The sequence below is a fragment of the Rhizohabitans arisaemae genome, assembly GCF_025996515.1.
GTDB lineage: Bacteria > Actinomycetota > Actinomycetes > Streptosporangiales > Streptosporangiaceae > Rhizohabitans > Rhizohabitans arisaemae.
This window is the reverse complement of record NZ_BLRH01000060.1, coordinates 1,561,208-1,586,864: the sequence shown is the minus strand read 5'-3', so window position 1 is coordinate 1,586,864 and position 25,657 is coordinate 1,561,208. Positions and strand designations below refer to the sequence as shown.

22 protein-coding genes are annotated in these 25,657 nt (G+C 67.4%); 14 read left to right on the top strand and 8 right to left on the bottom strand.

Translation table 11 applies throughout. The features are described 5' to 3' along the window. Nucleotides 1-175 precede the first annotated feature (175 nt). The gene (locus RUR_RS35815; RefSeq protein ID WP_283139669.1) at nucleotides 176-940 is read right to left on the bottom strand and encodes an IclR family transcriptional regulator; all 765 of its coding nucleotides are present in this window, start codon (nucleotides 938-940) and stop codon (nucleotides 176-178) included. A 280-nt stretch (nucleotides 941-1,220) separates the two neighbouring features. Between RUR_RS35815 and RUR_RS35810 the strand changes: the two genes are divergently transcribed. From RUR_RS35810 to RUR_RS35765, 10 genes are all read left to right on the top strand, one after another. Further along, on the top strand, nucleotides 1,221-2,378 hold the full coding sequence (locus tag RUR_RS35810; RefSeq protein ID WP_283139668.1) for an ABC transporter ATP-binding protein: 1,158 nt from the start codon (nucleotides 1,221-1,223) through the stop codon (nucleotides 2,376-2,378). A 76-nt stretch (nucleotides 2,379-2,454) separates the two neighbouring features. Next, nucleotides 2,455-3,573: an ABC transporter substrate-binding protein gene (locus tag RUR_RS35805; RefSeq protein WP_283139667.1), complete on the top strand. Its 1,119-nt coding sequence runs from the start codon at nucleotides 2,455-2,457 to the stop codon at nucleotides 3,571-3,573. A gap of 45 nt (nucleotides 3,574-3,618) precedes the next feature. After that, nucleotides 3,619-5,439: an ABC transporter permease gene (locus RUR_RS35800; RefSeq protein WP_283139666.1), complete on the top strand. Its 1,821-nt coding sequence runs from the start codon at nucleotides 3,619-3,621 to the stop codon at nucleotides 5,437-5,439. Further along, nucleotides 5,436-6,470, top strand: coding sequence for an arginase family protein (locus RUR_RS35795; RefSeq protein WP_283139665.1), 1,035 nt, complete (start codon nucleotides 5,436-5,438; stop codon nucleotides 6,468-6,470). The genes RUR_RS35800 and RUR_RS35795 overlap by 4 nt, the downstream gene beginning before the upstream one ends. Beyond that, nucleotides 6,467-7,603, top strand: coding sequence for an alcohol dehydrogenase catalytic domain-containing protein (locus RUR_RS35790; RefSeq protein ID WP_283139664.1), 1,137 nt, complete (start codon nucleotides 6,467-6,469; stop codon nucleotides 7,601-7,603). Before RUR_RS35795 ends, RUR_RS35790 begins: the two co-directional genes overlap by 4 nt. Nucleotides 7,604-7,650: 47 nt before the next feature. Next, nucleotides 7,651-8,478, top strand: a complete 828-nt coding sequence (locus RUR_RS35785; RefSeq protein WP_283139663.1) for a sugar phosphate isomerase/epimerase family protein — start codon at nucleotides 7,651-7,653, stop codon at nucleotides 8,476-8,478. After that, complete coding sequence (locus tag RUR_RS35780; protein ID WP_283139662.1) at nucleotides 8,475-9,497, top strand: Gfo/Idh/MocA family protein; 1,023 nt, start codon at nucleotides 8,475-8,477, stop codon at nucleotides 9,495-9,497. Before RUR_RS35785 ends, RUR_RS35780 begins: the two co-directional genes overlap by 4 nt. A gap of 111 nt (nucleotides 9,498-9,608) precedes the next feature. Then, a complete protein-coding gene (locus RUR_RS35775) occupies nucleotides 9,609-10,487 on the top strand; it encodes a beta-keto acid cleavage family enzyme (RefSeq protein WP_283139661.1) in 879 nt (292 codons plus the stop codon). Beyond that, nucleotides 10,484-11,341 carry a fumarylacetoacetate hydrolase family protein gene (locus RUR_RS35770; RefSeq protein ID WP_283139660.1) on the top strand — a complete coding sequence of 286 codons (858 nt, stop codon included), beginning with the start codon at nucleotides 10,484-10,486 and terminating at the stop codon, nucleotides 11,339-11,341. The genes RUR_RS35775 and RUR_RS35770 overlap by 4 nt, the downstream gene beginning before the upstream one ends. Before the next feature lie 412 nt (nucleotides 11,342-11,753). Beyond that, nucleotides 11,754-13,022, top strand: a complete 1,269-nt coding sequence (locus tag RUR_RS35765; protein WP_283139659.1) for a glycerate kinase — start codon at nucleotides 11,754-11,756, stop codon at nucleotides 13,020-13,022. On the opposite strand, the gene RUR_RS35760 is transcribed toward RUR_RS35765, so the two are convergent. From RUR_RS35760 to RUR_RS35730, 7 genes are all read right to left on the bottom strand, one after another. Then, nucleotides 12,945-14,411 carry an MDR family MFS transporter gene (locus tag RUR_RS35760; RefSeq protein ID WP_283139658.1) on the bottom strand — a complete coding sequence of 489 codons (1,467 nt, stop codon included), beginning with the start codon at nucleotides 14,409-14,411 and terminating at the stop codon, nucleotides 12,945-12,947. The two genes, RUR_RS35765 and RUR_RS35760, sit on opposite strands and share 78 nt — an antisense overlap. Nucleotides 14,412-14,883: 472 nt before the next feature. Continuing rightward, the gene (locus RUR_RS35755) at nucleotides 14,884-15,954 is read right to left on the bottom strand and encodes a quinone-dependent dihydroorotate dehydrogenase (protein ID WP_283139657.1); all 1,071 of its coding nucleotides are present in this window, start codon (nucleotides 15,952-15,954) and stop codon (nucleotides 14,884-14,886) included. A 70-nt stretch (nucleotides 15,955-16,024) separates the two neighbouring features. After that, the gene (locus tag RUR_RS35750) at nucleotides 16,025-16,393 is read right to left on the bottom strand and encodes an ACT domain-containing protein (RefSeq protein WP_428847046.1); all 369 of its coding nucleotides are present in this window, start codon (nucleotides 16,391-16,393) and stop codon (nucleotides 16,025-16,027) included. Nucleotides 16,394-18,203: 1,810 nt separating this feature from the next. Then, nucleotides 18,204-19,370, bottom strand: a complete 1,167-nt coding sequence (locus tag RUR_RS35745; protein WP_283139655.1) for an agmatinase family protein — start codon at nucleotides 19,368-19,370, stop codon at nucleotides 18,204-18,206. A gap of 215 nt (nucleotides 19,371-19,585) precedes the next feature. After that, the gene (locus RUR_RS35740) at nucleotides 19,586-20,023 is read right to left on the bottom strand and encodes a hypothetical protein (RefSeq protein ID WP_283139654.1); all 438 of its coding nucleotides are present in this window, start codon (nucleotides 20,021-20,023) and stop codon (nucleotides 19,586-19,588) included. 10 nt (nucleotides 20,024-20,033) lie between these two features. After that, the gene (locus RUR_RS35735) at nucleotides 20,034-21,110 is read right to left on the bottom strand and encodes a DUF6745 domain-containing protein (RefSeq protein ID WP_283139653.1); all 1,077 of its coding nucleotides are present in this window, start codon (nucleotides 21,108-21,110) and stop codon (nucleotides 20,034-20,036) included. 87 nt (nucleotides 21,111-21,197) lie between these two features. Further along, on the bottom strand, nucleotides 21,198-22,487 hold the full coding sequence (locus RUR_RS35730; protein WP_283139888.1) for an SMI1/KNR4 family protein: 1,290 nt from the start codon (nucleotides 22,485-22,487) through the stop codon (nucleotides 21,198-21,200). Nucleotides 22,488-22,624: 137 nt separating this feature from the next. Between RUR_RS35730 and RUR_RS35725 the strand changes: the two genes are divergently transcribed. The 4 genes from RUR_RS35725 to RUR_RS35710 all read left to right on the top strand — a co-directional run bounded on the left by RUR_RS35725 (nucleotide 22,625) and on the right by RUR_RS35710 (nucleotide 25,569). Beyond that, nucleotides 22,625-23,326 carry a helix-turn-helix domain-containing protein gene (locus tag RUR_RS35725; protein ID WP_283139652.1) on the top strand — a complete coding sequence of 234 codons (702 nt, stop codon included), beginning with the start codon at nucleotides 22,625-22,627 and terminating at the stop codon, nucleotides 23,324-23,326. Nucleotides 23,327-23,418: 92 nt separating this feature from the next. Next, nucleotides 23,419-23,982 (top strand): dihydrofolate reductase family protein, encoded by a 564-nt coding sequence (locus RUR_RS35720; protein ID WP_283139651.1) that lies wholly within the window; start codon nucleotides 23,419-23,421, stop codon nucleotides 23,980-23,982. 24 nt (nucleotides 23,983-24,006) lie between these two features. Continuing rightward, nucleotides 24,007-24,807 (top strand): alpha/beta fold hydrolase, encoded by an 801-nt coding sequence (locus RUR_RS35715; protein WP_283139650.1) that lies wholly within the window; start codon nucleotides 24,007-24,009, stop codon nucleotides 24,805-24,807. Between the two features lie 315 nt (nucleotides 24,808-25,122). Continuing rightward, nucleotides 25,123-25,569 (top strand): hypothetical protein, encoded by a 447-nt coding sequence (locus tag RUR_RS35710; protein WP_283139649.1) that lies wholly within the window; start codon nucleotides 25,123-25,125, stop codon nucleotides 25,567-25,569. Nucleotides 25,570-25,657 lie beyond the last annotated feature (88 nt).

Sequence of the window (25,657 nt, the reverse complement as noted above, 5' to 3'; positions counted from 1 at the left end):
TCTCGCGAGATGCGATGTCACCGATCCTGGAGAGTTCGCCCGGTTCCCGAATCGCCGACGCGGGCCATCTTCCGCCTCCCTCTCAGGAGGGAGGCACTCACGTGCTGTGGTGCGCCGTGACGACGTAGGCGTTCCACCTGGGCGGGAAACGACGCACCACCTCGCGAGGATCGAATCAGATCGTGTGCGCGAGTTCGCGGACCAGGATGACCCCGAGTTCGACGAGACGGCTCTGCGGCATGCGCGAGGTCGGTCCGGACAGGGCGACGGAACCGATGCACCTGCCGTTGTGATTCAGGGGCGCCGCGACGCAGGACGCGCCGACGAGGGTCTCGTCGATATCGAGGGCGAAGCCGACGCCGCGGGATTCCTCGACCCGTTGACGCAGCTCCAGTGGCCCCTTGGGGGCACGCTCGGTGCCACCTGAGTAGCTCAGGGTGCCGAGGACCTCGTCGAGGTCGTCGCCGTCAAGTGTCGACAGGTAGGCCCTGCCCACGGCGGAGCAGTGGATGGGCCGCACGGTGCCGAGCCGCTCGCGAAGTGTGAGCACCTCGGATGAGGGCTGGTACTGGACGTAGACCATGTTGCCGCTGGCGGGGGCGGCCAGGAGCGACGCTTCACCGGTCTCGCCGGTCAGCCGTTTGAGCAGCGGTCCGACCTTCTCTATCAGCTGCTCGTGGGCGGGGTGGTTGACGATCAGCCCGTAGAAACGCTCCGGGCGGATGGTGAACTCCTTGGTGGCGTCGTCGCGGGCGACATAGCCGGCGTCCACGAGGTCGCCGAGGATCCGGAGGGCGCTGCTGCGGTTCACGTTGACCAACCGGCCCACCTCGGCCGCCGTCGCGGACTTGGTGGCCAGCTGCTCGAGAACCATGAGGCCGCGCCGGATGTGCGACATGCTCCCGAGGTCGCTGCTGTCCCGTGATCGCTTGTCTGGCATAGAGATGATTCTCTCCTTACCAAGATCCTGGACTGTGGTGTTCTCGGAATCTTCTCACCATGTCGTGGGGTGTGCCACGCACTGAGATGTGTTGCGCTCGCAGCAACATAACACTCCTCACTCTGGATGTGGAAGCCTTCAGATTCATGCATGCGGGGGCACTACAGGGGATCTTGTAGCACTTCATCGCCGGTGACCCCCTTGACACACCTTCTCCGGGCTGCCTATTTTCATCAGCCATACGCGTTGCACTGATTGCAACTATACCGAGGAGTTGAGGATGTCCGAGGTGTCGGAGGGCGTCCAGGTCGTCGACCAAGTCGCGACGGGCGGTGAGGTTGAGTTGGACGGCCTGTCGAAGAGCTACGGAACGTTCCAGGCGGTGCGTGGTGTCTCGCTGAGCATCCGTCGCGGTGAGTTCCTGGCGATCCTGGGTCCTTCCGGTGCGGGCAAGACGACGCTGCTCAACATGCTCACCGGCTTCGAGACGCCGACGAGCGGTGCGATCCGGATCGACGGTCGCGACGTCGCGCGGCTGGCGCCGCACAAGCGCGGGATCGGCGTCGTGTTTCAGCACTACGCGCTGTTCAAGCACATGACCGTCGCCCAGAACGTGGGGTTCCCGCTGCGCATGCGGCGGATGTCGCCGCGCGAACAGCGCAGCCACATTCAGCACGCTCTTGAGCTGGTCAAGCTCGAAGGGTTCGCGGCCCGGTTCCCCGACCAGCTGTCCGGTGGGCAGCAGCAGCGGGTCGCACTCGCCCGCGCCATCGTGTTCCGGCCCCCGCTGCTCCTCATGGACGAGCCGCTTGGCGCGCTCGACAAGCGCCTGCGCGAGCACATGCGCGTCGAGATCAAACGCCTCCAGCGGAACCTCGGCGCAACCGTCATCTACGTGACCCACGACCAGGGTGAGGCGCTCACGATGGCCGACCGCATCGCGGTGATGAACGACGGCGCCGTCGAGCAGCTCGGGACGCCTGACGACTTGTACGAGCGACCCGCGAGCGCCTTCGTGGCCGACTTCGTCGGGGAGACCAACTTCTTCCACGGCCGCACCGTTCGCGACGCCGACGGCCGGGTTCGCGTCGTTCTCGACGGCGACCGGCCGGATCTCCGCCGGGAAACGGAGAACGCGGACTCGCTCAAGCCCGACTGCCGGGTTCAGGTGGGTGTGCGCCCGGAGCAGGTCTCGCTGCTGCCGGTGGAAGGCGCCGACGGGCCCGCCGTGGTGGGCACGGTGTGTGAAGTGCTGTACGAGGGCGCGACGGCGTTGCACGTCGTCGAGACGGCGATCGGGAACCTGACCGCGCGCCTCTCACTCAAGAACCTCCGAGAGACCCGATGGGCTGTGGGCGACCAGGTCGCCGTTCATTGGGACGCCCGGGCGGCACGGGGCTACCACGTCGCGGATCGGGGTTCCTCCCCATCGTCGTAACCGGCGATACCCCGGCCCTGGCTGCCGACCAGGGCTCCGATCCGCGTCAGATCTGCACGACAGAAAGGTTCGGCTGATGAAGTTTTCTCGGAAGACCGCGCTGGGAGCGGTGGTGGCGGTCAGCACGCTGCTCGCGACCGCCGCCTGTGGAGGCGGCGACACCTCGGCAGGAAGCGCTTCCCCTTCCGCCGCCGGCCAGGTCATCGTCCCCGATCCCGGCGGCGACCTGGGCAAGGCGATGAAGAAGGCGTTCTTCGACCCGTTTGAGAAGCAGACGGGAATCGATGTCGTGCTCGCCTCCGGTGAGTTCGACGCCGCCGTCGTGCTCTCGGGCGTCAAGGCCGGCGCCCCGGCCTACGACATCCTGAACATCAACGCCGCGGGGCTTCAGCGGTTCCGTGACAACGCGGCGATCGAGCCGATCGACTACACGCTGTGGAAGGAAGGCGTCCGGGACAAGATCTCCCCGGTGAAGGCCTCCGACGACGCGGTGCCGGCCTTCTACATCTCCATCGTCCCGTCCTGGAGTACCGCCAAGCTCGGCGACAAGGCACTGACCTCGTGGGCGGACTTCTGGGACGTCGGCAAGTTCCCCGGGAAGCGGACCCTCGCCCCGGGCGCATGGGGTGCCGGCGGTGCGACGTTCGAGATCGCCGCGATGGCCGACGGCGTGGCACCGAAGGACCTCTATCCGATCGACTACGACCGGGTGTTCAAGAGCCTGGACCGGCTCAAGCCGAACCTGGTGAAGTTCTGGGAGACCGGCGCCGAGCCCATCCAGCTGCTCACCGGTGGTCAGGTGGCGGTCACCAGCGCATGGAACGGCCGCGTCGCCGGCGCCCAGGAAAAGGGCGTGCCGGTGGCCAGCACGTGGAACCAGTCGATCCTGCAGTACGACAACTGGACCATCCTCAAGGGCGCCAAGAACGCCGCGAACGCGCAGAAGCTCATGGCCTTCATGATGGAGGCGCAGCCCCAGGCGGACTTCGCGAACGCGATCCCCTACTCGCCGGCAAACTCCGCGGCGTTCGACCTGCTCTCCCCCGAGCGTGCCGCCCTGCTGCCGACCTCGCCGGGGAACGTGGCGAACGCCGTGACCCAGGACTACGCCTGGTGGACGGCGAAGGCCCCGGGGACGGACAAGAGCAACGAGGAAGTCGCCATCGAGCGCTGGCAAGCGTGGGTCTCGAAGTAGTCCACGACGTGTCTGCGCTCAAGACGACCTCGATCTAGGAGATCCATGTCGGTCGACAGCTCCGCGGAGCGGTTCACCGGTGGTCTGGCCGCCCGCCTGCGGCGTCGGCCGGACCGCCGGTGGCTCACGCTCGTGCCGCTCCTCGCAGTCCTGATTCTGCTGTTCGTCGTCCCGCTGTTCTCGCTGCTGGCCGACAGCTTCCGCAGCGGGCAGGGATTCTCGCTGGAGAACTACCGCGAGCAGGTGACCTCGCCGGTCTTCTGGCGGGCGATGCGCCGTACCCTGGTCATCGCCGCGCTCTCGACCGCGATCTGTGTCGCGCTCGGGTACTGCATGGCCTACGCGCTCACCCGGATGCCCAAGCGGCTGCGCGGCGTGCTGATGGTTGTGGTGCTCGTGCCGTACTTCACGAGCATCCTGATCCGCTCCTACGCCTGGATCGCGATCCTCGCGCCGGGCGGGCTCGTCGCCCGGACGCTCGCGCTGGTCGGTGTCGAGAATCCCCCCGAGCTGGTGTTCAACCAGATCGGGATGCTGATCGGGACCGTGCAGATCCTGCTGCCGCTGGCGCTGTTGCCGATCTACAGCGTGATAAGCGACATCGACCGCGCCCCGGTGCGCGCCGCGCAGAGCCTGGGGGCCTCACCCGCCGTCGCGCACTGGCACGTGTACCGGCCGGCCACCTCGTCGGCGGTCCTGGCGTCCGCCGCGCTGGTCTTCATCAGCACGCTCGGCTTCTACGTGACGCCCGCGCTGCTCGGCGGGCCCGGCGACGCCCTCATCGCGCAGTCCATCCTCGTGCAGTTCTCCAACCTCGTCGATCCGGCCGGGGCCGCGACGCAGGCCGTACTGCTCCTGCTGATCGTCCTGCTGCTGTTCGTCGTCCTCTTCCGCTATCTCGCGCCTTCACTCTCCGTCGGGGGCACCGAGTCGACGGCGGCGGCCGAACGGCCCGGCCGTCGTCCTCGTTGCGGTGGCGCGGACCCGGACGAACGGCGGGAGAAGCTGCGTGCCCTGCGCGCGCGGATGCTCGACACCGGTCTCGACCTCGTCGGGCGGCTGCGCCTGCCCATCCTGCTGTGCGGCTGGATCCTGGGCGCGGCACTGCTCGTCACGCCATTGATCGTCGTGGCCATCTGGTCCTTCAGCGACGCGACGTACCTGACGTTCCCGCCGGAGGAGTACTCCACCCGGTGGTTCGCCGACTACTTCGCCGACGAGGCGTGGCTCGGCTCCACGTTCCTCAGCCTGGGTATCGCCTCCACCGCCGCTGTGATCAGCGTCGTCATCGGCGGCTTCGGGGCCTTCGGTCTGGTACGGGGCCCGCAGCGCCCGCGGCTGCCGATCGCGATCCTGGTCGCGATGCCGCTGATCGTCCCCCCGATGATCTACAGTCTCGGATTCTTCGTCCTCGTGGCGCCGCACGGCCTTGTCGGCACGAATCTGGGCCTGATCCTGCCGTATGTGGTCCTGGGACTGCCCTTCTCGGTCTCCATCACGGCGGCGGCGCTGCGCAACCTCGACCATCGCCTGGAGAACGCCGCGCGGAGCCTCGGCGCGGGTTCCCTCTCGGTGCTCCGGCACGTCCTGCTGCCCGCGCTGCGCCCGGCACTGATCAGCGGTTTCGTGTTCTCCTTCCTCGCCGCGTTCGACGACGTCGTCGTCGCCACCTTCATGTCGGGGCCGACGGCGGTGACGCTGCCGCTGCGGATGTTCCAAGACATCAAACTCGAAGTGAGCCCGAGGACAGCCGTGGTCGCCGTCGTCCTGCTTGGAGCGGGGGCGGCCGCCGTACTCCTCCGGTTCGTCATCGCTTGGCTCGTGCGCGCCGTGAAGGTGGCGCTGAGCCGATTGGGGTCCTCATGAACACCGTAGACGTGACCGCGGTCATCGCCGAGATGACCGACCCCTATGTCGAACACCAGGAGTTTCCCGACCTCGTCTACCCGACATCGGTCACGGCGACGTTGGCGGCCTACCGTGGAACGTTCCCGACCGCGAAGCGGCTCGTGCCGGAGGAGGACGACGAGACGGCGGCGCTGAGCGTGCACAGCCGCGAGTACGTCGACTTCGTCAGGGACGGCAGCCGGCGACCGGAGGGCGCCACGAAGTTCCCCCTGAACGTCGTCGCGCTTCCCGAGCTCCGGGTGTCCGAGCCGCGCACCTTCGAGGGGCGGCACACGCAGTACTTCTTCGACGAGGTCACGCGGGCCACACCCGCGGTGTGCGAGGGAGCGCTGCGAAGTGCGGCCGCGTGCCGGCAGGGGGCCGGATGGCTCGCGGACACGGTCGCCGCGCGAACCGCGGATCCGGCGTTGATACTCGTGCCGTCCCGGCCTCCGGGTCACCACGCCCTGCCCACCGTGGGCGGCGGTCTCTGCCTGTTCGCGAACGCCGCCATCGCGGCGCGCGAGCTTTCCCGCAGCGGCCGGGTCGCCGTACTCGACATCGACCAGGACCACGGGAACGGCACCCAGGCGGTGTTCTACGACGACCCGTCGGTTCTGACGGTCTCGATCCACGCCGAGGGCTGGCCGCACGTCGCCGGATTCGCGGAGGAGACCGGAGGCTCGGGCGCGCCCCACACCAACCTCAACCTCCCGCTGCCCACCGGCTCGGGGTTCGACGTCTACGCGCCCGCGCTTGAGACGGCGCTGGAGGCGATCGGCCGCTTCGAACCCAGGTATCTCGTCCTCGCCTTGGGCTACGACGCCCATCGGGAGCAGGGGTTCGGTCTGCTCCGCCTGGAGGTGGAGCACTTCGGCGTCCTCGGCCGCCGTATCGCCGGGCTTCGTCTGCCGACCCTGGTGACCACCGAGGGGTGCTACGGGTACTACGAGTCGACCGCCGAAGCGGCGACCCGCTTCTTCGAAGGGTGGGCGGAGCGGTGGCGGTGAGTGCCACCATGCGCGCCGCGCTCCTGACCGGGATCGATCGGCCGCTGGAGATCCGCGAGGTACCCGTCCCTTCGATCGGGCCCGATGAGGTTCTGGTACGGACGCTGTCCAGCGGCGTCTGCCGTACCGACCTGCACATCCAAGACGGCTTGGCCTATGTGCCCGAACTGCCGCACATCATGGGCCACGAACCCGCGGGCATCGTGGTCGAACGCGGCTCGGCGGTGTCGGAGGTAGACGTCGGCGAGGTGGTCGTGCCCCATCTGTTCGTCGCGGACAGGGACTGCCGCTTCACCCGGGCCGGCGCCGACGCGCAGGCGCTGCACCTGCGCGGGATCCTGGGTGTGACGCTGCCGGGGGGCTTCGCGGAGTACTTCGCCGCACCTGCCCGGAACCTCCTGAAGGTTCCCGCTGGACTCGATCCCAGGGTCGCGGGGCTTTCGAGCTGCGCGGTCGTCACGGCCGTGCACGCCTTCCGTCGCGGCACGGTGACACCGGTACGGACCGCGGTCGTGATCGGCGCGGGCGGTATCGGGCAGATCCTCCTCCAGCTCCTGGTCGACGCCGATGTGTCGGCCGCGGCCGTCGACGTGCGCGAGGAGAACCTGGCGCTCGCGATCCGCAACGGGGCCGACCACACCGTGTCGGCGTCCGCGGCGGACCGCGTGCCGGTTCTTCATGCCTGGGCCGAGTCCCGAGCCGGTGCCGCCGACGCCGCCGACGGCGTGGACCTGGTGATCGACCTGGTCGGATCGTCGACGTCGATGGCCGACGCCGCCCGGTATGTGCGCCGTCGTGGTCGGATCGTCGTGGTCGGCGAGGAACCCGACTTCCCCGGCATCAGCTCGACGACCATCGCCCAGCGCGAGCTGGAGATCGTCGGTTCGCGCAACGGCGATCGGAGCGATCAGCACGACGCGCTGCGGCTGCTCGCCGAGGGCGTCATCACTCCTCCGCTGGACGAGGAGTACCCGCTCGATCGCGTCAACGAAGCACTTGCTCGCCTGCGAAGCGGTCAAGCACACGGCCGGGTCCTCATCACGCACGAGGCGCTGCGCCGGCCCGGGGCCGGTGGGCAACAGACGAAGAAGCCTTCGCAGACAGGCACAACGATCAGTGAGGAACTGAGATGAAGATCGCAACCGATACGTGGATGCTGCGTCCACAGCCAATCGACACAGTGTTCTCGACTGTGCGGGAGGCGGGCTTCGACTATCTGGAGCTCTCGCCACGGCCCGACGTGATGCCGAGCTACGGCGGCAGACGGGCGTCGAAGGCGAAGATCGCCGAGATCGCGGAGGCGTCGAAGACCCACGGCGTCGAGATCGCGTCCATCTTCATCGAGCAGGCCTGGGGAAGCTCGGAGGAGGACATCCGGCAGGCCGCGGTCGGCTACTGGAAGCAGACCATCCAGCTCGCCGTCGACCTGGGCTGCGACCGCATCAACTCCGAGTTCACCGGACATCCGTCCACCCCGCAGGCCGGCGAGGCCGCGATGCGCCGCTCCCTGGCGGAGGTGCTGCCGCTGGCGGAGTCCGAGGGCATCACGCTCGCGCTCGAACCACATCCGGGCGACTGGGTGGAATCCGGCATCGGAGCCGTCGACTTCATCCGGGGACTGCAGAGCGACCACGTCACCTACCTGCACTGCGTGCCGCACACGTTCTACCTCACCGGTGTGGAAGACGAGCGTGGTCACTTCAAGAACGTCAACCGCGACATCATCACCTACGCGGGCGACACCATGGACCACGTCCACCTGGCGGACACCCTGCTGCCCGGCCGTACCTTCCTCAATCCCGGAAGTCCCGGGGTGCGCAACCACCAGCACCTCGACATCGGACAGGGCGACATCGACTGGGACGAGGTGTTCGACGCCCTCCGTGAGGTCGGGTTCGACGGCGTCGTGTCGGTGGCCGTCTTCCGGCACGAATCACGGGTGATGGCATCGCTCACCCACAACCGGCGCATCGTTCGCGAACGCCTCGAAGGGGGTGCTGACCAGTGACCGGACCGGTACGCTTCGGCGTCGTCGGCCTCGGCGAGATCTACCAGCTCGCCCACCACCTCGCCTACCGGCGGGCGGACGGCCTGGAGGCCGTGGTCGTCTGCGACCTGGACGAGGCCGTCGCCGTACGGACGGCGGAGTCCCTCGGTGCGGAGGCCGGCACCGACTACCGCCGGCTCCTGGAGGACGATCGAGTCCAGGCCGTCGACCTCGTGCTTCCCCACAACGTGCACTACAAGGTCGCGCGCGAGTTCCTGGAAGCGGGCAAGCACGTTCTGATCGAGAAGCCCATGACCGTCGACGCCGCGCACGCGCGCGAACTCGTCACCCTCGCGGCCGACAAGGGTCTCAAGTTCACCGTCAACGAGAACACGCGGTTCATCCCCGCCTACCAGGCGGCCCTGGACGCCATCACCGGCGGCGAGATCGGGGACGTGACACTCGTCCGTACCCTCATCAGCGGCAATGAGTTCGAACGGCTCGGCAACCCGAAACTGTGGAAGGGACGCCAGGACGGCTCGGGCGGCGGCACCATCATCGACGCCGGTGCGCACTCCTTCTACCTGCTGAAGTGGATGTTCGGTGAAGTCGCCTCGCTCAGGGCGCTTTCCGAGCGACTCGTCGACGCCAGCCAGGTCGAGGACTGGTCGATCGTATGCGGCCGAATGCGTTCGGGCGCGCTCTTCTCCGTCGAGTCCACCTTCACCTCCGGTGGGCCGTGGAACGAGCGCCTCGAGGTGCACGGGACCGAAGGGCTCATCGTCGTCGACCAGCACCAGAACCCGCCGGCCATGATTTTCCGGGGCAAGCGCGACCATGCCGGCTCGCCGTTGCCCGGTACGGCCTACGAGCCGCGTACCTGGAAGTACAACTCGATCTCAGCCGGGATCGAGAGCTTCGCCCGTTCGATCGCGAAGGACGAGCCGACCGCCGTCGCGCCCGAGGACGGCGCGTACGCGGTGCGCATCATCGAGCTCGCCTACGAGTCGGTGGCCACGGGCTCGCCCGTCACGCTCTAAGCGGTCCGACCCGAGCCGCGCCCGCCCGTCCAGGGCGTGGCGCGATCCGAGGCTGCCCGCATCACCCCCGAACCACCTCCCAATGTGCAGAGAAACCAACAAGGAGACCCCATGGATCCCCTGATCATCACCGTGACGGCCGACAGCACGATGTCCTATCCCGGCTACAAGGGCATGCCGGCCATCGAGGACACCGACAAGGTCGCCCAGGAGTACATCGACTCGGTGAACGCGGGTGCGACGCTGGTCCACCACCACGGTGTTCACTACCTGGAGGACGCCATCCAGGCCGACGGCAAGAAGCTGTCGAAGATCGACTTCGACGGCTGGAGGGATCTCACCGAGAAGATCCGGACCGTGGGCACCGATCCGATCATGCAGTTCGGCATCGCCAGCGCCCGGCTTCCGGAGAAGGTCGAGCTGATGTCGCTCAGGCCCGACATGATGTCCTACGCCTTCAACGTGCACGACGAGTACTTCCAGCCCGACCCGGCCTACCCCGCCAACGAGATGTACTCCCTGCACCCGCGGGACGAGCTCGTGGAGTTCGTCACCGCGGCGGAGGCGCACGGGGTGAAGCCGGAGATCGAGTGCTTCTACACCGGAGCGTTCTGGAACCTTGAGTACGTCCGGCGGCAGGGCCTGCTGAAGGAGAAGGCGTGGGCCACCCTGTTCTTCGGCTGGGCGGGTGGCGCATGGACGCCGCCGACCCCGGACGCGCTCATGTACATGGTCAACCACCTCCCGCCGAACACGAACTGGAACGTCAGTGTGATGGACCCGGTCGCGCAGTGGAAGCTGCTGCCGCTCGCCATCGCGCTGGGCGGCCACGTCCGTGTCGGCTGGGAGGACAACCCCTACCTGCCCGGCGGTGAGGCCTCGCGCAGCAACGCCGAGTTGGTGGAGGTCGTCGTCAAGATGGCCCAGCAGATCGGCCGCCCGATCGCGAACGTCGAGGAGGCTCGGCGGATCGCCGGGGTGAGCCGGTGACGGCGGCCTCGATCCGAGGTCTGGCGCGCGCTCGTCTGGGCGGCCAGGTCGTGCTCGTCCGGATCTCGGACGGCAAGGCGACGGTGCTCGCGACCGAGTCCGAGCACCCCGCCGCCGACGTCCTGCGGGAGGCGCTGCACACCGGTGCATGGCGCGCGGACGGTGACGACGTGCAGGTTCCGGTCGACGACCTCGAACTGCTCGCGCCGGTCGCGAACCCTTCGAAGATCCTGTGCGTCGGTCTCAACTACCTCGACCACGCGGACGAGTCGGGGGTGCAGGCCCCCGCCAAGCCGCTCCTGTTCGCGAAGTTCCCCAACACGCTGCGCGCCGACGGCGCCGTCGTCGAGGTACCGAGCGACATCTCCGGCCGGCTCGACTATGAGGGGGAGTTGGCCGTCGTGATCGGGAGCCGGGCGAGCAACGTCCCCCCGGACGAGGCGCTCGACCATGTCCTCGGCTACGTCGCGGCGAACGACCTGTCGGCGCGGGACGCCCAGTTCTCCGACGGTCAATGGCTCCGTGGCAAGTCCGCCGACGGTTTCTGCCCGGCCTCGCCGATCGTGGTGCTCGCCGAAGATGTCGAAGACCCTCAGGCACTGCGCATCACCACCCGGCTGAACGACCAGGTCGTGCAGGACTGTTCGACGGCCGAGATGATCTTCTCCGTGGCGGAGATCATCTCCTACGTTTCCCGCTACATGACGCTCGAACCGGGGGACCTGATCCTGACGGGCACTCCGCCGGGTGTGGGCTTCGCCCGCAAACCCCCGCTCCTGATCCAGGACGGCGACACGGTGACGGTGCACGTGGAGGGCATCGGCAGCGTCGCCAACCAGGTGCGCGTCGTTTGAGACGACCGGCAGCCGATCCAAGGTGACCACGCGGTGCGTGTGAACCGATCGGCTGTTCGTCACGACCTGACGGCAGGCAACGGGACTCTCATAGATCGTCTTGCGACCGAGCAGGAAGATCAACTGGAGTCCCGTTTCAGGTTATGCCCGACATCACCGGTGCGGATCGCCGGCAGTCTGCCTCCGGTTCCGGACACGGGCCGCGGCCGGATATGCCGATGGCCGGCCACTGGTCGATCATGGCCTTCAACGACGCATCGGTGTGCATCCCGCCGACCGGGTGCGCAGCCGAAAGGCCGACCCGATCTGCACGACGGCAGCTGAAACCAAGGGGTTCGCCTTCTCGCCCGCCCATACGGGTGGGCCGTTTTGGAAACGCCCTTCGGGTGACGATCAGCGGGAGGGACCTGACATGACAGGGATTACGGCAGGGCAGGTCATCGTCGCGCCGGACAAGTTCCGCGGGTCACTGACCTCCCCCGAGGTGGCCGCCCACGTGGCCGCCGGGCTGCGTACCGCCGTTTCGGGGCGCGTGCCCGTCGTCCGGCTCCCGGTCGCCGACGGCGGCGACGGCACCGTCGACGCCGTGGTCGCGAGCGGGTTCACCCGCGTCGAGACGGAGGTGACCGGGCCGGTCGGCGAGCGGGTCCGTGCGGCCTACGCCGTACGCGACGAGCCGGACGGCCGGGTCGCGGTGATCGAACTGGCCGAGGCGTCGGGCCTGCGGCGGCTGCCGGAGGGGGCCGCCCCCGAGCCGCTGACCGCCACGAGCCGCGGCACCGGCGAGCTCGTCGCCCACGCCGTACGGCACGGTGCGACGCGGATCGTGCTCGGCCTCGGCGGCAGCGCCTGCACCGACGGAGGCGCCGGCCTGGTCCGGGCGCTCGGCGTGCGGATGCTGGACGCGGCCGGGAACGACCTGCCGCCGGGGGGAGCCGCGCTGCGCGACCTGCACGCGATCGACGTCTCCGGCCGGCTCCGCGGCTTCGAAGTCGTCGTGGCGAGCGACGTGGACAACCCGCTGCTCGGGCCGGACGGCGCTGCGGCCGTGTACGGCCCGCAGAAGGGCGCGACCCCCGGCGACGTGGCCGTGCTGGAGGCCGGCCTGGCCCGGCTGGCGGCCGTCGCCGCGCGCACCCCTGGGCTGGTGGACGACACCGCCGAGCGCGGCGGCGTCGCGAGTGCGACGGATCCGGCCGGACGGCCGGGCACGGGAGCCGCCGGCGGCGTGGGATTCGGCGCGCTGACCTTCCTGGCGGCGACGATCCGGCCGGGTATCGGCTACCTGCTGGACCTGGTGGACTTCGACCGGCACGTGCAGGGCGCCCGCCTGGTGATCACCGGCGAGGGCTCGATCGACGAGCAGACGCTGCGTGGCAAGGCCCCCGTGGGCGTCGCAGCCGCCGCGGCCAGGCACGGTGTGCCGGTCGTGGCGGTCTGCGGCCGACGCTCGGTGGACGACGAGGAGCTGCGGGCGGCCGGCATCGAGGCCGCGTACGCGCTGACCGAGGTCGAGCCCGACCTACGGCGGTGCATGGCCGAGGCCGGGCCGCTCCTCGAACGGCTCGCCGGGCGGATCGCCGCCGCGTTCATCACACCGGATTCAGTGGCCGGCCCCCGTGAACTCGCCGGTGCTCTCGGCCCGGGCCGGGAGCAGCAGAGCGGTGACGATCACGATTAGGGACAGCCCCGCGCCGATGATGAACGCCAGCCGCATGCCGCCGAGGTTGGCGAGCGCTTCCGTGGCTCCCGAGACCTTGAGGGTCTCCGCTCGCGCGCTCATCACCGTGATCACGAGCGCGGTGCCGATGGCCCCGAAGACCTGCTGCAGCGTGCCCAGGATCGAGCTGGCGTGGGAGTAGAGCGGCGGGGGAACCGCCCCGAGCCCGAGCGTGAACACCGGGGTGAAGGACGCGGCCAGGCTCAGCATCAGCAGCACGTGCAGCCCGAGGATCTGCCAGTACGGCATGGTCATCGTGATCTGGGTGAAGCCGGCGAGCGCGAGCGTGATCCCGATCGCGCCGGGGATGACCAGCACCCGGCCGCCGAACCGGTCGAACAGGCGGCCGACGGTCGGCCCGAGCAGCCCCATGGCGAGGCCGCCCGGCATCACCAGGAGTCCGGTCTCCAAGACGCTGAGGCCGCGAACGTTCTGCAGGTACAGCGGCAGCAGGACCATCGAACCGAACATCGACATGAAAGCCGTGGCCATCATGATCAGCGCGACCGTGTAGGTGCGATGGCGCAGGGTGCGCAGGTCCAGCAGCGGCACGCCGCGCTTCTGCAACGACAGCTGGCGGAGGACGAAGACGGCGATGGTGAGCAGGCCCGTCGCCACGATCGCGGCGGCGACGCGGACGTCCCCACCCTCGAACCGGCTGAGCCCGTACACCAGGCCGGCGAAACCGGCGGCCGCGGTCACCACGCTCAACCAGTCGATGGTGCTGAACTTGGACTCCCCGACGTTCTTGAGATGCTTCAGGCCCTGCCATGCGATCAGCGCGGCGATGGGGAACACCACGACGAACAGCAGCCGCCAGGACCCGAAGTGGAGGATCGCCCCCGAGACCGCCGGGCCCATGGCGGGCGCCACCGAGATGGCCAGGGTGACGTTCCCCATCACCCGGCCCCGGTCCGACTCGGGCACCACCTGCATCAGGGTGGTCATCAGCAGCGGCATCATCACCGCCGTCCCGGACGCCTGGACGACACGGGCGCCCAGCAGCACCTCGAACGAGGGCGCCACGGCGGCCAACGCCGTGCCGAGCAGGAACAAGCCCATGGCGGTGGTGTACGCGCTGCGCGTGGACACCCGCTGCAGGAACCACCCGGTGATCGGGATGACGGCGGCCATGGTCAGCAGGAAGGCGGTCGAAAGCCATTGCGCGGTCTGCTCGGTGATGTCCAGCGCGGTCATCAGCGGCGGGATCGCGTTGATCAGGATCGTCTCGTTGAGGATGACCACGAAGGTGGCGAGCACCAGGAGCCGGACCACGGCCGGGGTACGCCCTGAAACGGTGGTCGTGGCCTTGTCAGACGCGTCGAGATGGTCGAGTTGTTGGCTGGGCACGGTACCTCAATCAGGGGTTGTCGGACATGGCGTCGTCATCGCTGGTGTCCCAGCCTTGGGTCTTGCAGGAAGTTGTGGTCATGCAGAGTTTGACCGGCACCACCGACAAAACTCATCGCCCGCCCCCAACATTCCCGCAAGTGGGGTGAACTGTCACCCGATTTTCACCGGTGACGGATGACTCCAGATTGTGCGAACAAGTACCCGTATCACCCATGGCCTGGGTGAACACCGCCCCAGGGCCGGACCACCTCGGTGGCGAACACTCGGCCGGAAAAAATCCGCCGACAAGCGCCTGTCGGCGCTCTCACGACAGCCCGCACTTCTCGCGGGCCTTGGCACGTGAGTCCGTCGCGAGGCTTCGAGGAGGCCGCGAACGATCGACTCCCAGCCGGTCGACATGCGGATCCGGTACGGGCTCCGCATGCTCGTTCGGCGGACGCCGCGCCCTATAGGTTGCCGTGCGACCTGATCAGGAATCCTGTCCGATCAGGTCCTGAAGGCTCTTCAGCCCTTCGGACCGGAGCCTGCGCTCAAGATCCCGATGGATCCGATGCGGCCAGAGCGGCCCTCCGTAGATCATTCCCGAGTAGGCCTGGACCAGGGTCGCGCCGGCCTTCAGGCGATCCCAGACGTCGTCGGCCGTCTCAACCCCCCCGACTGAGACCAGAACCAGCCGGTCGCCGACCCGGCCCCGGAGTCGTCGCAGCACGTCAAGCGACCGCTGTTTGAGCGGCGCCCCGGAGAGCCCTCCCGCGCCGAGCCGCTCCACCTCCTCCGTGGAGGACTTGAGGTTCGCCCGGGAGATCGTGGTGTTGGTGGCGATGACGCCGTCGAGTCCGAGCTCCAGGGCGAGGTCCGCGACCGCGTCGACGTCCTCGTCCGCCAGATCGGGTGCGATCTTCACCAGGAGCGGTCGGTCGGTCGTCTCCTTCACCGCGCTCAGCAGCGGCCTGAGCTTGGCCACCGACTGCAGGTCACGCAGGCCCGGGGTGTTGGGCGAGCTCACGTTGACCACAAGGTAGTCGGCGAACCTGGCGACCAGCTTCGTGCTCAGCACGTAGTCGGCCACCGCCTCGTCTTCAGGCACGATCTTGGTCTTGCCGATGTTGACCCCGATCAGCCCGTGCGCGCGGTTCCGGGCGCGCAGCCGTACCCCGGCCTTGGCCGCCCCCTGGCTGGGGAACCCCATCCGATTCAGCACCGCCTGGTCCTCGACCAGCCGGAACAGGCGAGGCTTGGGGTTACCCGGCTGAGCGCGGGACGTCACCGTACCGACCTCGACATGGCCGAACCCGAACGCCGCCAGCGCGTCGCAGGCCATGGCGTCCTTGTCGAACCCGGCCGCCAGGCCGAGCGGGCCGGGGAAGGTCAGCCCGAACGCGCGCACCTGCAAGGCGGGGCTCCGCGGCGCCAGCAGACGATGGATCAGCCACCGCAGGCCGGGGACCGCCCCGACGATACGAAGCAGGACAAACGTCGCGTGGTGCACCGTCTCCGCGGGAACCCGCCTGAGCACGTGCGTGAAAAGAAGTCGATACATCGCCATCGAGCGTATCCGTCGAGTTCGGCCGCATCGCCGCGAGGGGTGGCCCAGGCGCTCACCCGCACGGTCAGATCGTGTATCCCCGAGCCCGCAGCGCCTCCACGGCCCGCGGTAGGTCGGCCGTCCGGACCAGCAGGTAGTCGGTGTCGAACGTGGACAGCGCGAACACCGAGACCCCCGCCTCCGCCAGCGGCGCCGTCAATGCGGACAGGATGCCGACGAGCGAGAAGTCCAGCTGCCCCACCACCCTCAGTGCGCTCCAGCCGCTCTCCACCTTGGCTCCTTCGGGCTCCTCGCCCGCGGCGCACACAACCGAGACCTCGTCCACTGTGACGATCACCCCGTACAGCTCGGCAGGGCCCGGCGGGACGAGTACGGCGGAGCCTGCGGGCAGCCCGCAGACGGAGTACTCGCCGGAGAGCAGTGCGAGTTTCACAGACATCACCTCGGAAGTCCGGCCACGACGGGCGCCCTTCATCGAACCTATGCAAGTTCAAGAGCGCCCGTGCCAGAAATCTTCAGGCATGGGTGCTCTCGGATCTCCGGGCTCCCAAACGGGCACTCGTCTGCTAGACGAGGAGTTTTGGAGAGACTCCATCTTTTGATGGGGTTGATTAGGAACGGCGCTGTTATTCAGATACTCCGACAGCAACAACGGCCGAGGAGTAGCCGTGCAGATATCGGTCGGCGCCGCCCTTACCGGTCACTTCCCGGCCGGCATCGCCTTGACCATCGCCATGGCGTGCCTCCTCCACCGGCAGAGAGTCTCCTGATCCAGGCGACGAATCTCCCGATCAAGGCAACCAAAGGAGGCAAAGCATGAAGGGACTGGCCGAACTGGCGATCGTACTCTTCGCGATGGGAGTCCCCGTCGTGATCATCGTCATCATCGTCGTGGTGATCGCGGCAATCCGGCGCTGACCACCCGACCCCCAACCCTGGTCCGAATCGGCGCACCCCACCCCGCCGGTCAGACCGGTTCGCGCACAGTCCTACCGGGACCAAGCCTGCCCCATGGCCCCATAGCGTCGGTATCGAAGGAGGGGAAGACGCTCTCCACCCCGTTGTTCCGGGGAAGATCCGCCATCGTATGAGCCCCATGCTCCCAATCTCATCCCCACGATCGCATCGCAACGCAGCGCGCCCGCCGCTCATTGATCAATACCAGACCTTACATATCCCTGGACATATCAGAACTTTCGAAATTACGTAATTTAATGGGGTTATCGGAGGTGTGTGCTGCTAGTCAGGTGGTGCGACGACGAAGCGCGGGCGGAAAAGTGATCCACGGATAGCACCACATGGGGAGGACATGGACAGCAGACGGGGCTGGGACCTCGGCATCGGCGCCGCCGTGGCCGGCGCTGTGATCTACATAGCCCGCAAAGCGATCGATACGGTGCGGAAGAACAGGTCGGACAATCCGGTGACCCCGCCCCCGGCACCCGGCCCCACCCACTCACCCATGACCACCCCCATCGCCCACGCCGGGTACCTCCCAGCGGGTCATATATCCGCGGAGCAATACCATCGGACGACGGTCACGGGGCAGACCATCGGAGCGATCGGAACCGTGGCCGCGGCCCTCATCGGGCTAATCGTGGTGATCATCAATGTGACCTGCTCCGGTGAGAACTGCAAGAAGCAGCCTCCGGGACCGACTGCCTCGGAAACGGTGACACCACGCCCCTCGCTTACCCCCTTCCAGCCTCAGCCATCCCCTGCGCCTTCACAATCCGTGGCCTCGGTACTTCCCGGTATTGCCGCCCGTATAAGTGCGGAATATATTCATAAATCCATCGCCGTCTTCGAATACCCCCAGCAGATAACCTCCTTCCTCCTGAGGCATCCCAATGGCGACCTAATCAAACTTCTTAATGGAAGTTCCGTAGGAGTTCTCTGCCATATAACAGGAGCAAGCACCACCCATGAGGTGGAAAGATTCACCAGCGATCAGTGGGTTCGGATCTCCTGGGGAGATACCAGGCACGGGCATATTCCCCGCTTCCGTGTGAGCCTGCCAATCCCTGCCCCCCGGATCCCGCCCTGTGATCCTCCGACTTATTCCCCAACGCCTTCGCCAACTCCAAGCGAAACGGAAGAGAATCCTTTTGGCCCTGGTCCAACTCCAAGTGAAACGGAAGAGAATCCTTTTGGCCCTGGTCCAACTCCAAGCGAAACCTTCATCATCCTCTGAGCCGGTCCACCGATTCCCGATGTTCCAGCCGACGACGGTCCCGCTGCGGCTAGTCGGCAGGCCGCCGCTCGTCGATCTCGCGGGCGCGCTGGGTCTGCGGGTCACCCCGACGGTTGCGGCCCAGTTTGCCGGCGGCGACCGAGGAGGCCAGAACCTCGCAGATCAGCCGGACGCCGAGTAGCGAGGTGACGTCCGAGCTGTCGTACGGCGGCGAGACCTCCACCACCTCCATGCCGAGCAGACCCTCCGCGGCGAACCTCCGGACCAGTTTGAGCACCTCTCTGGGGTACAGCCCGCCGGGCTCCGGCCAGCCTGTACCCGGCGCGAATCCCGGGTCCACCGCATCGATGTCGAACGAGAGGAAGACGCCTTCCGCCCCATTGCTCCAGGCGACCTCCAACGCGAGATCCGCCACCGCGTCGAGGCCCATCCGTTCGACGTCCTCCACCGTGATCACCAAGGAGCCGCCCTCGCGGGCGTGTTTCACCCCGGGCCGAGGCACCTGCCAGCCGCCGATGCCGATCTGGACGAGGTTGCCCATGTCGAAGTGGAGCTCGTGCGCCGCCCAGTACCAGGGGGTGGTGTGCATGCGCTCGTCCAGGTCACGCTTCTGCGTGTCGAGGTGCCGGTCGAAGTGAATGACGCCGATCTTCTTCCCGAAGGCGTTCATCACCCCCCGCGACGTCGGAAACCCGATCGAATGGTCGCCCCCGAGGATGACGGGGAAGACCCCGTTCGACACCAGGTGTTCGACGCCTTTGGTGATCTGATCGAATGCCTTCTCCAGATTGGCCGGGGTGATGAAGATGTCCCCCACATCCACGATGTCGAGCTGTTCCCGGAGGTCCACCCCCATCTCGAAGTAGTAGGGCGTGTACAAGGAGGAGATGAGCCGCATCCCCTGCGGTCCGAACCTGGGCCCCGGCCGGTAGGTCGTCCCGGTGTCCAGGGGCGCCCCCACCACCGCGACCTCGTGCTCGCCCACCTTGGTGACGTCCTCCAGGTACGGGGCCTTGAGGAAGGTGTTGATCCCGGAGAAGTGCGGCAGCTCGCCCCGCTGGAACGTGGAGGCGAGCTCCTTGTCCTGAATGGAATCCGCCGGCGGGAGCCCAAGCCGATGGATCCGCCGCAGCTCCTCCTGATACCTGCGATCACTCAGCTCGCTCTCCAGCCGCTTGGCCCGCTCACCGAGGAGGTCTTCCGGATCGATTCCCATGACGTGTCTGTACACGTCTAACTTTTTCGAGTAACGCCCAGTTTGGTAGGTATTTCGAGAAGAACAGGAACTGACGACCTCCCACGCCGTCGCGAGCTCCGGCGAGAGGCCCATACCGGGATCGGGATGGGCCTCCGAGCCGTCGGCAGTCGAGATCGGTGCGCAGCCCGTACCCCGCTCGAATCCGGTTCACTCACCCGCCAAGGCCGGTCGGATCAGTCGGCGACCAGGCGGGCGCGGCGGCCTTCGTGCTCGCGCTGGCGCCGTACGACATAGGTGCCGGGCGGGCAGCCCGTGGCCCCATGCTCGGGATGAAGCAGGTAGACGACGGCCGAAGCCTCGAAAAGGCCGATGGCCAGCAGGGCGGAGTCCGACACGCCGGCCGTCCACCGGCAGGTGCCGGGGTCGGCGACAAGGGTATGCGGGTTTCCCCCGGCGGCACCGCGAAGCAGTTCGATCCCCTCCGGGCCGACCTCCGTCCAACGGGCGTTCGGCCCGGGTGCCACCGCCGAGGCGATCATGGAGAGCGGGATGACGAGGAGGTCGCCCTGGGCTTGGAGTCCGTCGACGACGGGGATGCGCGCCGAATGCTCAAGATGGTCGAGTACGGCGAGCCCGGTCTGCTGGGCCAGCATGGCGAGAGTCACAGTCATGAAGATCACCTCAGGTTCGTCGGGCCAGAAGGGAGTACTGCTCGGCGGGGAGCCCGTAGGTCCAGGCGGCGGCTTCCATCGGGTCGTCCAGATAGCCCGGCACGGTCAGCCCGTACCGACGCCGCCGTCCGTCGCGTTCGACGGAACCGTTGACCACCAAGAGCACCTTGGTCTCCGGGCGAAAGTGGTAAAGGTGCAATTCGGAGCCGGGATTACCGGGGTCCGCCACGGAGGCGACCAGCCGCAACCCGGCCTCCTCGATATAGGAATCCCAGCCGATGCGCTCGATGGCACACCGTCTGACCTCGATGTTGGCCTCTCTCATGATCCGATCGACGCTCGGATCCGTGATCACCCAGGAGGGCACCTGCGTCCCGTGCCAGGCATGCACCTCCCAGCCGTCCGCGTACCGCAATGCGGGACCGTCCCCACGGTGCAGCCGCACTTCACCGTTGTCACCGCTCACCTCCGTGTGGATCGCCACAGGTCGTTCGGCGACGACACACAGATCCCTTCGGGGCCACCACCAACCGCATGACCTGGACAAAGTGACCCACAGATCAAGCTGCCAGGTGTGTTCCGGGGTGAAGACCACACCTGCGGCCCGGCGGAGGGTGTCGTAGTGGGCGACCCAGGCGACACCCTGGGTGGCATACCAGAGGTCTGTCCGACTCGACCAGTCGTGCACCGCCCGGAGCGGCATGCTGAGCGAGTGGGCGGATCGCTCCAGCGAGGTGCGGACTTCCCGGCGAATCCACTCGCCCATCGAACGCCGAAACCACCTCACCTGGTGGTCCAGGTCCAGGCAAAGCACTCGCATCAGGCTCGACAACCGCGGCGGCAGCTGCCATTCGAACATGCGATCGACGGTTTCGTACGGGCGGAGCCGTACCCCCGGCGGGACGGTCATCAGTGCCGTGACCGGCGACGCAGCCCAGTGGAAACGCGGTGGGGGGAGCCCGATCAGGCGATACAGCCCGGAGATTGCGGCCTCTGCGGCCGGACGGTCGGCGGGCGAGGTCGACAGCAACCGGCCCAGCCATTCTTCACGGATTTCAGCGGCTTCCCGCTGGATGTGCGCGCTCACCGAACTTCGATGGCGTCAAGCCTCCTTAAGATCATGCCTGGATGGTGACAGATCGACCTGCGCTGTGTCCACCCTCCCCGGGACGGTTCAGCGACTCTCCCAGTCCAGTCGCCCGTCGGCCGCTACGGGCTTCCAGTAGCCGATGGACCCGCCGGTCTCCATCGCGTCCGCGGTGGCTTTCAGCAGGGCGTAGTACGAGCGAAGCCGGATCCCTCCGGGGGTGAAGCTCATCGTGCCCTCGTGATTGCTTTTCCCGACGTCGCGTTTCGCCGAGTCGATGATGAGGTGGTCGCCCCCTCCGTCCTCGCCGAAGGGGATCATTCGCCCGCTCCACCATCCCGTCCTCGGGTCGGGGAATTCCCCATCCTCCTCAGCGTTGATCTTGCACATCAGGCGCCAGATGTCACGGATCTCCCGGACCCTCATGCTCCCATTGCCCAGGAAGCCGAACTTCCAGGTGTCCTTCGCGGAAACGGCTCCGTCGTGCCTCAGCAGCGAGGCCCGCAGGTCGTCGGGGAACCGCAGACCCATCTGCGTCTCCGCCACCGCGATCGTCTTGGCCTTCGCGGGTTTGCCGAGCGTTCGGTAGGTCTTGGGAGCGTTGGTCTTCAGCCACGCCTCGATCCGGCGCCACTGCCGATTCACCGCTTTGGTCACCTGAGGATTGAGCGGTCGCACCTTCGGGGCACCGGTACCGGGCCTGCAGTGCGTGTCCGGAGTCGGCTCGTCCGCCGGGGACGGCGTCGGCAGGTCGGACACGGGCTCCGAGTAGCCGTAGTCGTCCGAGTAGCCATAGTCGTCCGAGGAGCCGATGTCCACGAGCTCGTCCGAATAGCAGGAGTCATAGTCACCCAAAGGGTTCCCGTCGCATATTCCCTCGGCTGGTTGCCTACTGGGGAACCGCTCGACGGTCTCCACCGCCGGCTCTTTGGCGAACGTTACGGTTTCGAGAATCTGCGCCCCTCCTACCAGGAGGAGAAACGCGATTCCGGCGATGCCCCAGCGTCTCAACCGTCGCCGGGCGATTTCATCCCGCGATTCGAAGAAGCCCTCGACGACGGAGCGGAAGGTGGACGGCTTGACGGCGTATCGCTCGAGATCGGCTGCGGTGGGAACACCCAGGACCGGGCGCCAACGCGGTTCACTCGCCACCTGAACAGGAGACGCCTCTTCGGAAACCGTCTGCTTTTGCCGGACAGGGCGCTGAAACGCCGGTCGTCTGCGGGAACGCAGTAACAACACGGCGATCACTGCCAGACCGGCAACCGCAAGCGCACCCCATACCCCTCTAGACGTGATCAATCGCCGCACGTCCGGCAGAGTATCCGGAATCATGTCTTTCGCATGCGTGTTCGCCTCATCCCCCACCGGTGCCATCGACACCTGACCGGTCGTACCGATTCGGTGAAGGCCTGCCTGAGCTGTCGCCAGCGATGTCTCGACATAGGCTCAGAAAAGCGAACTTGCACTGCTACCCGCTGAGTGGCACGGACGGAGTGAGGGGAACGACGCGGATGGGCTTGGAGGTCGAGAGCCGATCAGCCGATTCGCCGTACATCGAACGGGTGTGGCGGAGCAGGAGCCGTGGCGTCGACCGGATGACGTCGATCGCGACGGCGCATTGGGACCTGGTCTTCTGGGAGCACCGCGGCCAGGTCAACGTGTCCGTCAAAGGGCCGGAGTCCGGGACGAGTGCCGCCCACGTCCCCGATGAGGCCACATTTTTCGGGATCAGCTTCTCGCTCGGCACTTCGATGCCGCATCTTCCGGTCGATCGGCTCGTCGACGGTGGCGTGCAGATTCCGGATGCGACACAGAGATCGTTCCGGTTGAAGGGCTCCGTCTGGCGCCTGCCCGACTACGACAACGCCGAGGCGTTCGTACGGCGAATGGTGCGTGAGGGTGTCCTGGTGCGCGATCCGATCGTCGCCTCGGTGCTCGCCGGCGTGTCGCCGGACGTGTCCGAACGTACGCTCCAACGACGCTTCCTGGCGGCGACCGGGCTCACCCGGGGTGCCGTCCGGCAGATCAATCGGGCCAGACAGGCCGCGGTCCTGATCCGGGAGGGTGTGCCGAGCCATGACGTGGTCCATCGGCTCGGATACTTTGACCAACCGCACCTGGCACGCTCGCTGACCCGGTACGTCGGGCGGACCGCCACGCAGCTAAGCGATCCGGACGCGGCGGAACCGCTGTCGCTTCTGTACAAGACCTGAACACTTGTTCCCATCTAACCTCCCAGTCACAGTCACCTGGCCGACCGAAAACACCGAATCGGCCGACGGGGAAACAAGGCGAGGAGGTCACCGTGCGGAAGCTGATCGTGTCAGAGTTCGTGTCGCTCGACGGGGTGATGCAAGCTCCCGGCGTCGAAGCAGGTTTCCGGCACGCCGGCTGGGTGCTGGAGCATGACTCCCCCGAACACGATGCACACCGGTACGAAGAGTTGCTGGAGACCTCGGCCCTGCTGCTCGGCCGGGTCACCTACGAGGGGTTCGCCGCCACCTGGCCCACCATGACGGGCGAGTTCGCCGGCCGGATGAACGCGCTGCCCAAGTATGTGGTGTCCAGCACGTTGCACAAGCCGCTGCCGTGGAACTCCTCCCTGCTCAAGGGCGACCTGACCGACAAGGTCGAGGCGCTCAAACGCCAGGGCGGCCACCGGCACATCTTCGTCCATGGCAGTCGCTCACTCGTCCAGGAGTTGTTGACGCGGGGCCTCGTGGACGAGCTGCGACTCATGGTCTTCCCCATCGTGCTGGGGTCGGGTGCCCGTCTGTTCCCCGATACACCGGAAAAGATCACGCTGACGCCGGTCGAGAAGCGCACCTTCGACTCCGGCGTGATCGCGCTGACCTACGCCTGTAAGTGACATCCCATCCCAGAAAGAACAGCCATGAACACCATCACGTCCAAGGATGGCACCCCCATCGCCTTCGAGAGCATCGGCGACGGCACGCCCCTCATCCTGGTGGACGGCGCCACCTCACATCGGGCGATCAATCCGCTCGGACCCCTGCTCGGCGATCTGCTCGGCGCGTCCCATACGGTCTACACCTACGATCGCAGAGGTCGCGGAGACAGCGGTGACACCGCCCCGTACAGCACAGACCGCGAAATCGAGGACCTGGCGGCGCTCATCGCCGAGGTGGGCGGGACGGCCCACGTCTGCGGCTTCTCCTCAGGCGCGGTACTCGCCATGGATGCGGCCGCCGCCGAGCTGCCGATCACCCGGCTGGCCCTGTACGAGCCTCCGTTCGTGGTCGACGACGGCCGTCCGCCCCTGCCCGACGACTACGTGGCGCGCCTGGACGCGTTCGCCGCCGAGGGACGTCGCGACAAGGTTCTGGAACTGTTCTTCACCGCGGCGGCCGGCGTGCCCGCGGAGTTCGTCACCGGGATGAAAAGCGCCCCCATCTGGACCGCGCTGCAGGCCGTCGCCCCGACCATCGCCTACGACGGCCGCTTCATGGCGGGCACGATGTCGGGCCACCCCCTCCCGCAGGACCGCTGGTCCGCCATCGCCATGCCCACCCTCGTGCTGTACGGCGGAGCGAGCGAGTCGTGGCTCGCGAACGCGGCCCGTGCGGCGGCCTCCCGCATCCCCCACGCCGAGCTGCGTGAACTGCCCGACCAGACGCACAACGTGAGCGCCGAAGCCCTGGCTCCCGCGCTGGCCGCCTTCCTGGCCGACTGAGACCGCATCCGAGTTCCGGGGCACGCCGAAACGATCAAGAATCGGATAGGCGGCGGACGTAGGGACGGCGCCGCACGACCCTGGAAACGGAAAGGCCCACCCCGGCTCAGCTCCTCCGGGGTGGGCCTTTTCTCATCTGAAACAACCCCTTGGCTCCTACGGGTGCCGGAAAGAGTCCGGTTGAGCACTGCAAGCTCTGTCCGCTACGGCGGGCACCTCTCGTGAGGAGCGACTTCAGGGCACTCAGCCACAAGGCCTCCGGCCGTACCGATCTCTTTGCTAGCTTCGTCCGATGAACACGGAAACGGCAAGCCTGTGATCGCCAACCCCACCGGTGACAACACGCGATCGAAGACGCTGCTCTCCAGCCACCGCCGCGAAGCGGGCCGCTACTTCGATCTCCGGCTGCACGTCAACCCCGACGACGCGCGCCGCGGGATCTCCTTCGAGGAGGAATACGAGTACATGTCCCGGCCCGGCGACGGCGGCGGCGAGTACCGCTACGTCGTGCACACCCCGTACAGCTCGCTCCCCGCCCTGGTCAGGTTCTTCGAATCCCGTACCGGCCGCGTCGCCGAGCCGTCCGAGGACCTGGAGGACCGGCTCACGGCCTGCATGGCCCTCCTCGTCGAACGGGGCGACCTCGAGGACGGCATCGCGATAAAGGAGAACCGCGACCGCGTCGCGGGCTGGTTCACGGAAGCCGGTGTGCCTACGGAGTCGGACGAATCCCACTGGTTCAGCATGGACGGCATGGACTAGCGGATTCCCGCAATTCCCCGGTCCCCTTTAGTCCCCACTGCATTGGGCACGGGGTCGAACAGGTTGGGGTCCCACGGAGACGCTCGGT

Excerpts from the sequence above, each read along its gene's own strand:
- RUR_RS35815 (WP_283139669.1), bottom strand. The coding sequence starts at position 940 with ATGCCAGACAAGCGATCACGGGACAGCAGCGACCTCGGGAGCATGTCG.
- RUR_RS35765 (WP_283139659.1), top strand. The coding sequence starts at position 11,754 with ATGACAGGGATTACGGCAGGGCAGGTCATCGTCGCGCCGGACAAGTTC.
- RUR_RS35745 (WP_283139655.1), bottom strand. The coding sequence starts at position 19,370 with ATGGGAATCGATCCGGAAGACCTCCTCGGTGAGCGGGCCAAGCGGCTG.
- RUR_RS35725 (WP_283139652.1), top strand. The coding sequence starts at position 22,625 with ATGGGCTTGGAGGTCGAGAGCCGATCAGCCGATTCGCCGTACATCGAA.
- RUR_RS35800 (WP_283139666.1), top strand. The coding sequence starts at position 3,619 with ATGTCGGTCGACAGCTCCGCGGAGCGGTTCACCGGTGGTCTGGCCGCC.
- RUR_RS35810 (WP_283139668.1), top strand. The coding sequence starts at position 1,221 with ATGTCCGAGGTGTCGGAGGGCGTCCAGGTCGTCGACCAAGTCGCGACG.
- RUR_RS35730 (WP_283139888.1), bottom strand. The coding sequence starts at position 22,487 with ATGGCACCGGTGGGGGATGAGGCGAACACGCATGCGAAAGACATGATT.
- RUR_RS35775 (WP_283139661.1), top strand. The coding sequence starts at position 9,609 with ATGGATCCCCTGATCATCACCGTGACGGCCGACAGCACGATGTCCTAT.
- RUR_RS35795 (WP_283139665.1), top strand. The coding sequence starts at position 5,436 with ATGAACACCGTAGACGTGACCGCGGTCATCGCCGAGATGACCGACCCC.
- RUR_RS35740 (WP_283139654.1), bottom strand. The coding sequence starts at position 20,023 with ATGACTGTGACTCTCGCCATGCTGGCCCAGCAGACCGGGCTCGCCGTA.
- RUR_RS35715 (WP_283139650.1), top strand. The coding sequence starts at position 24,007 with ATGAACACCATCACGTCCAAGGATGGCACCCCCATCGCCTTCGAGAGC.
- RUR_RS35805 (WP_283139667.1), top strand. The coding sequence starts at position 2,455 with ATGAAGTTTTCTCGGAAGACCGCGCTGGGAGCGGTGGTGGCGGTCAGC.
- RUR_RS35755 (WP_283139657.1), bottom strand. The coding sequence starts at position 15,954 with ATGTATCGACTTCTTTTCACGCACGTGCTCAGGCGGGTTCCCGCGGAG.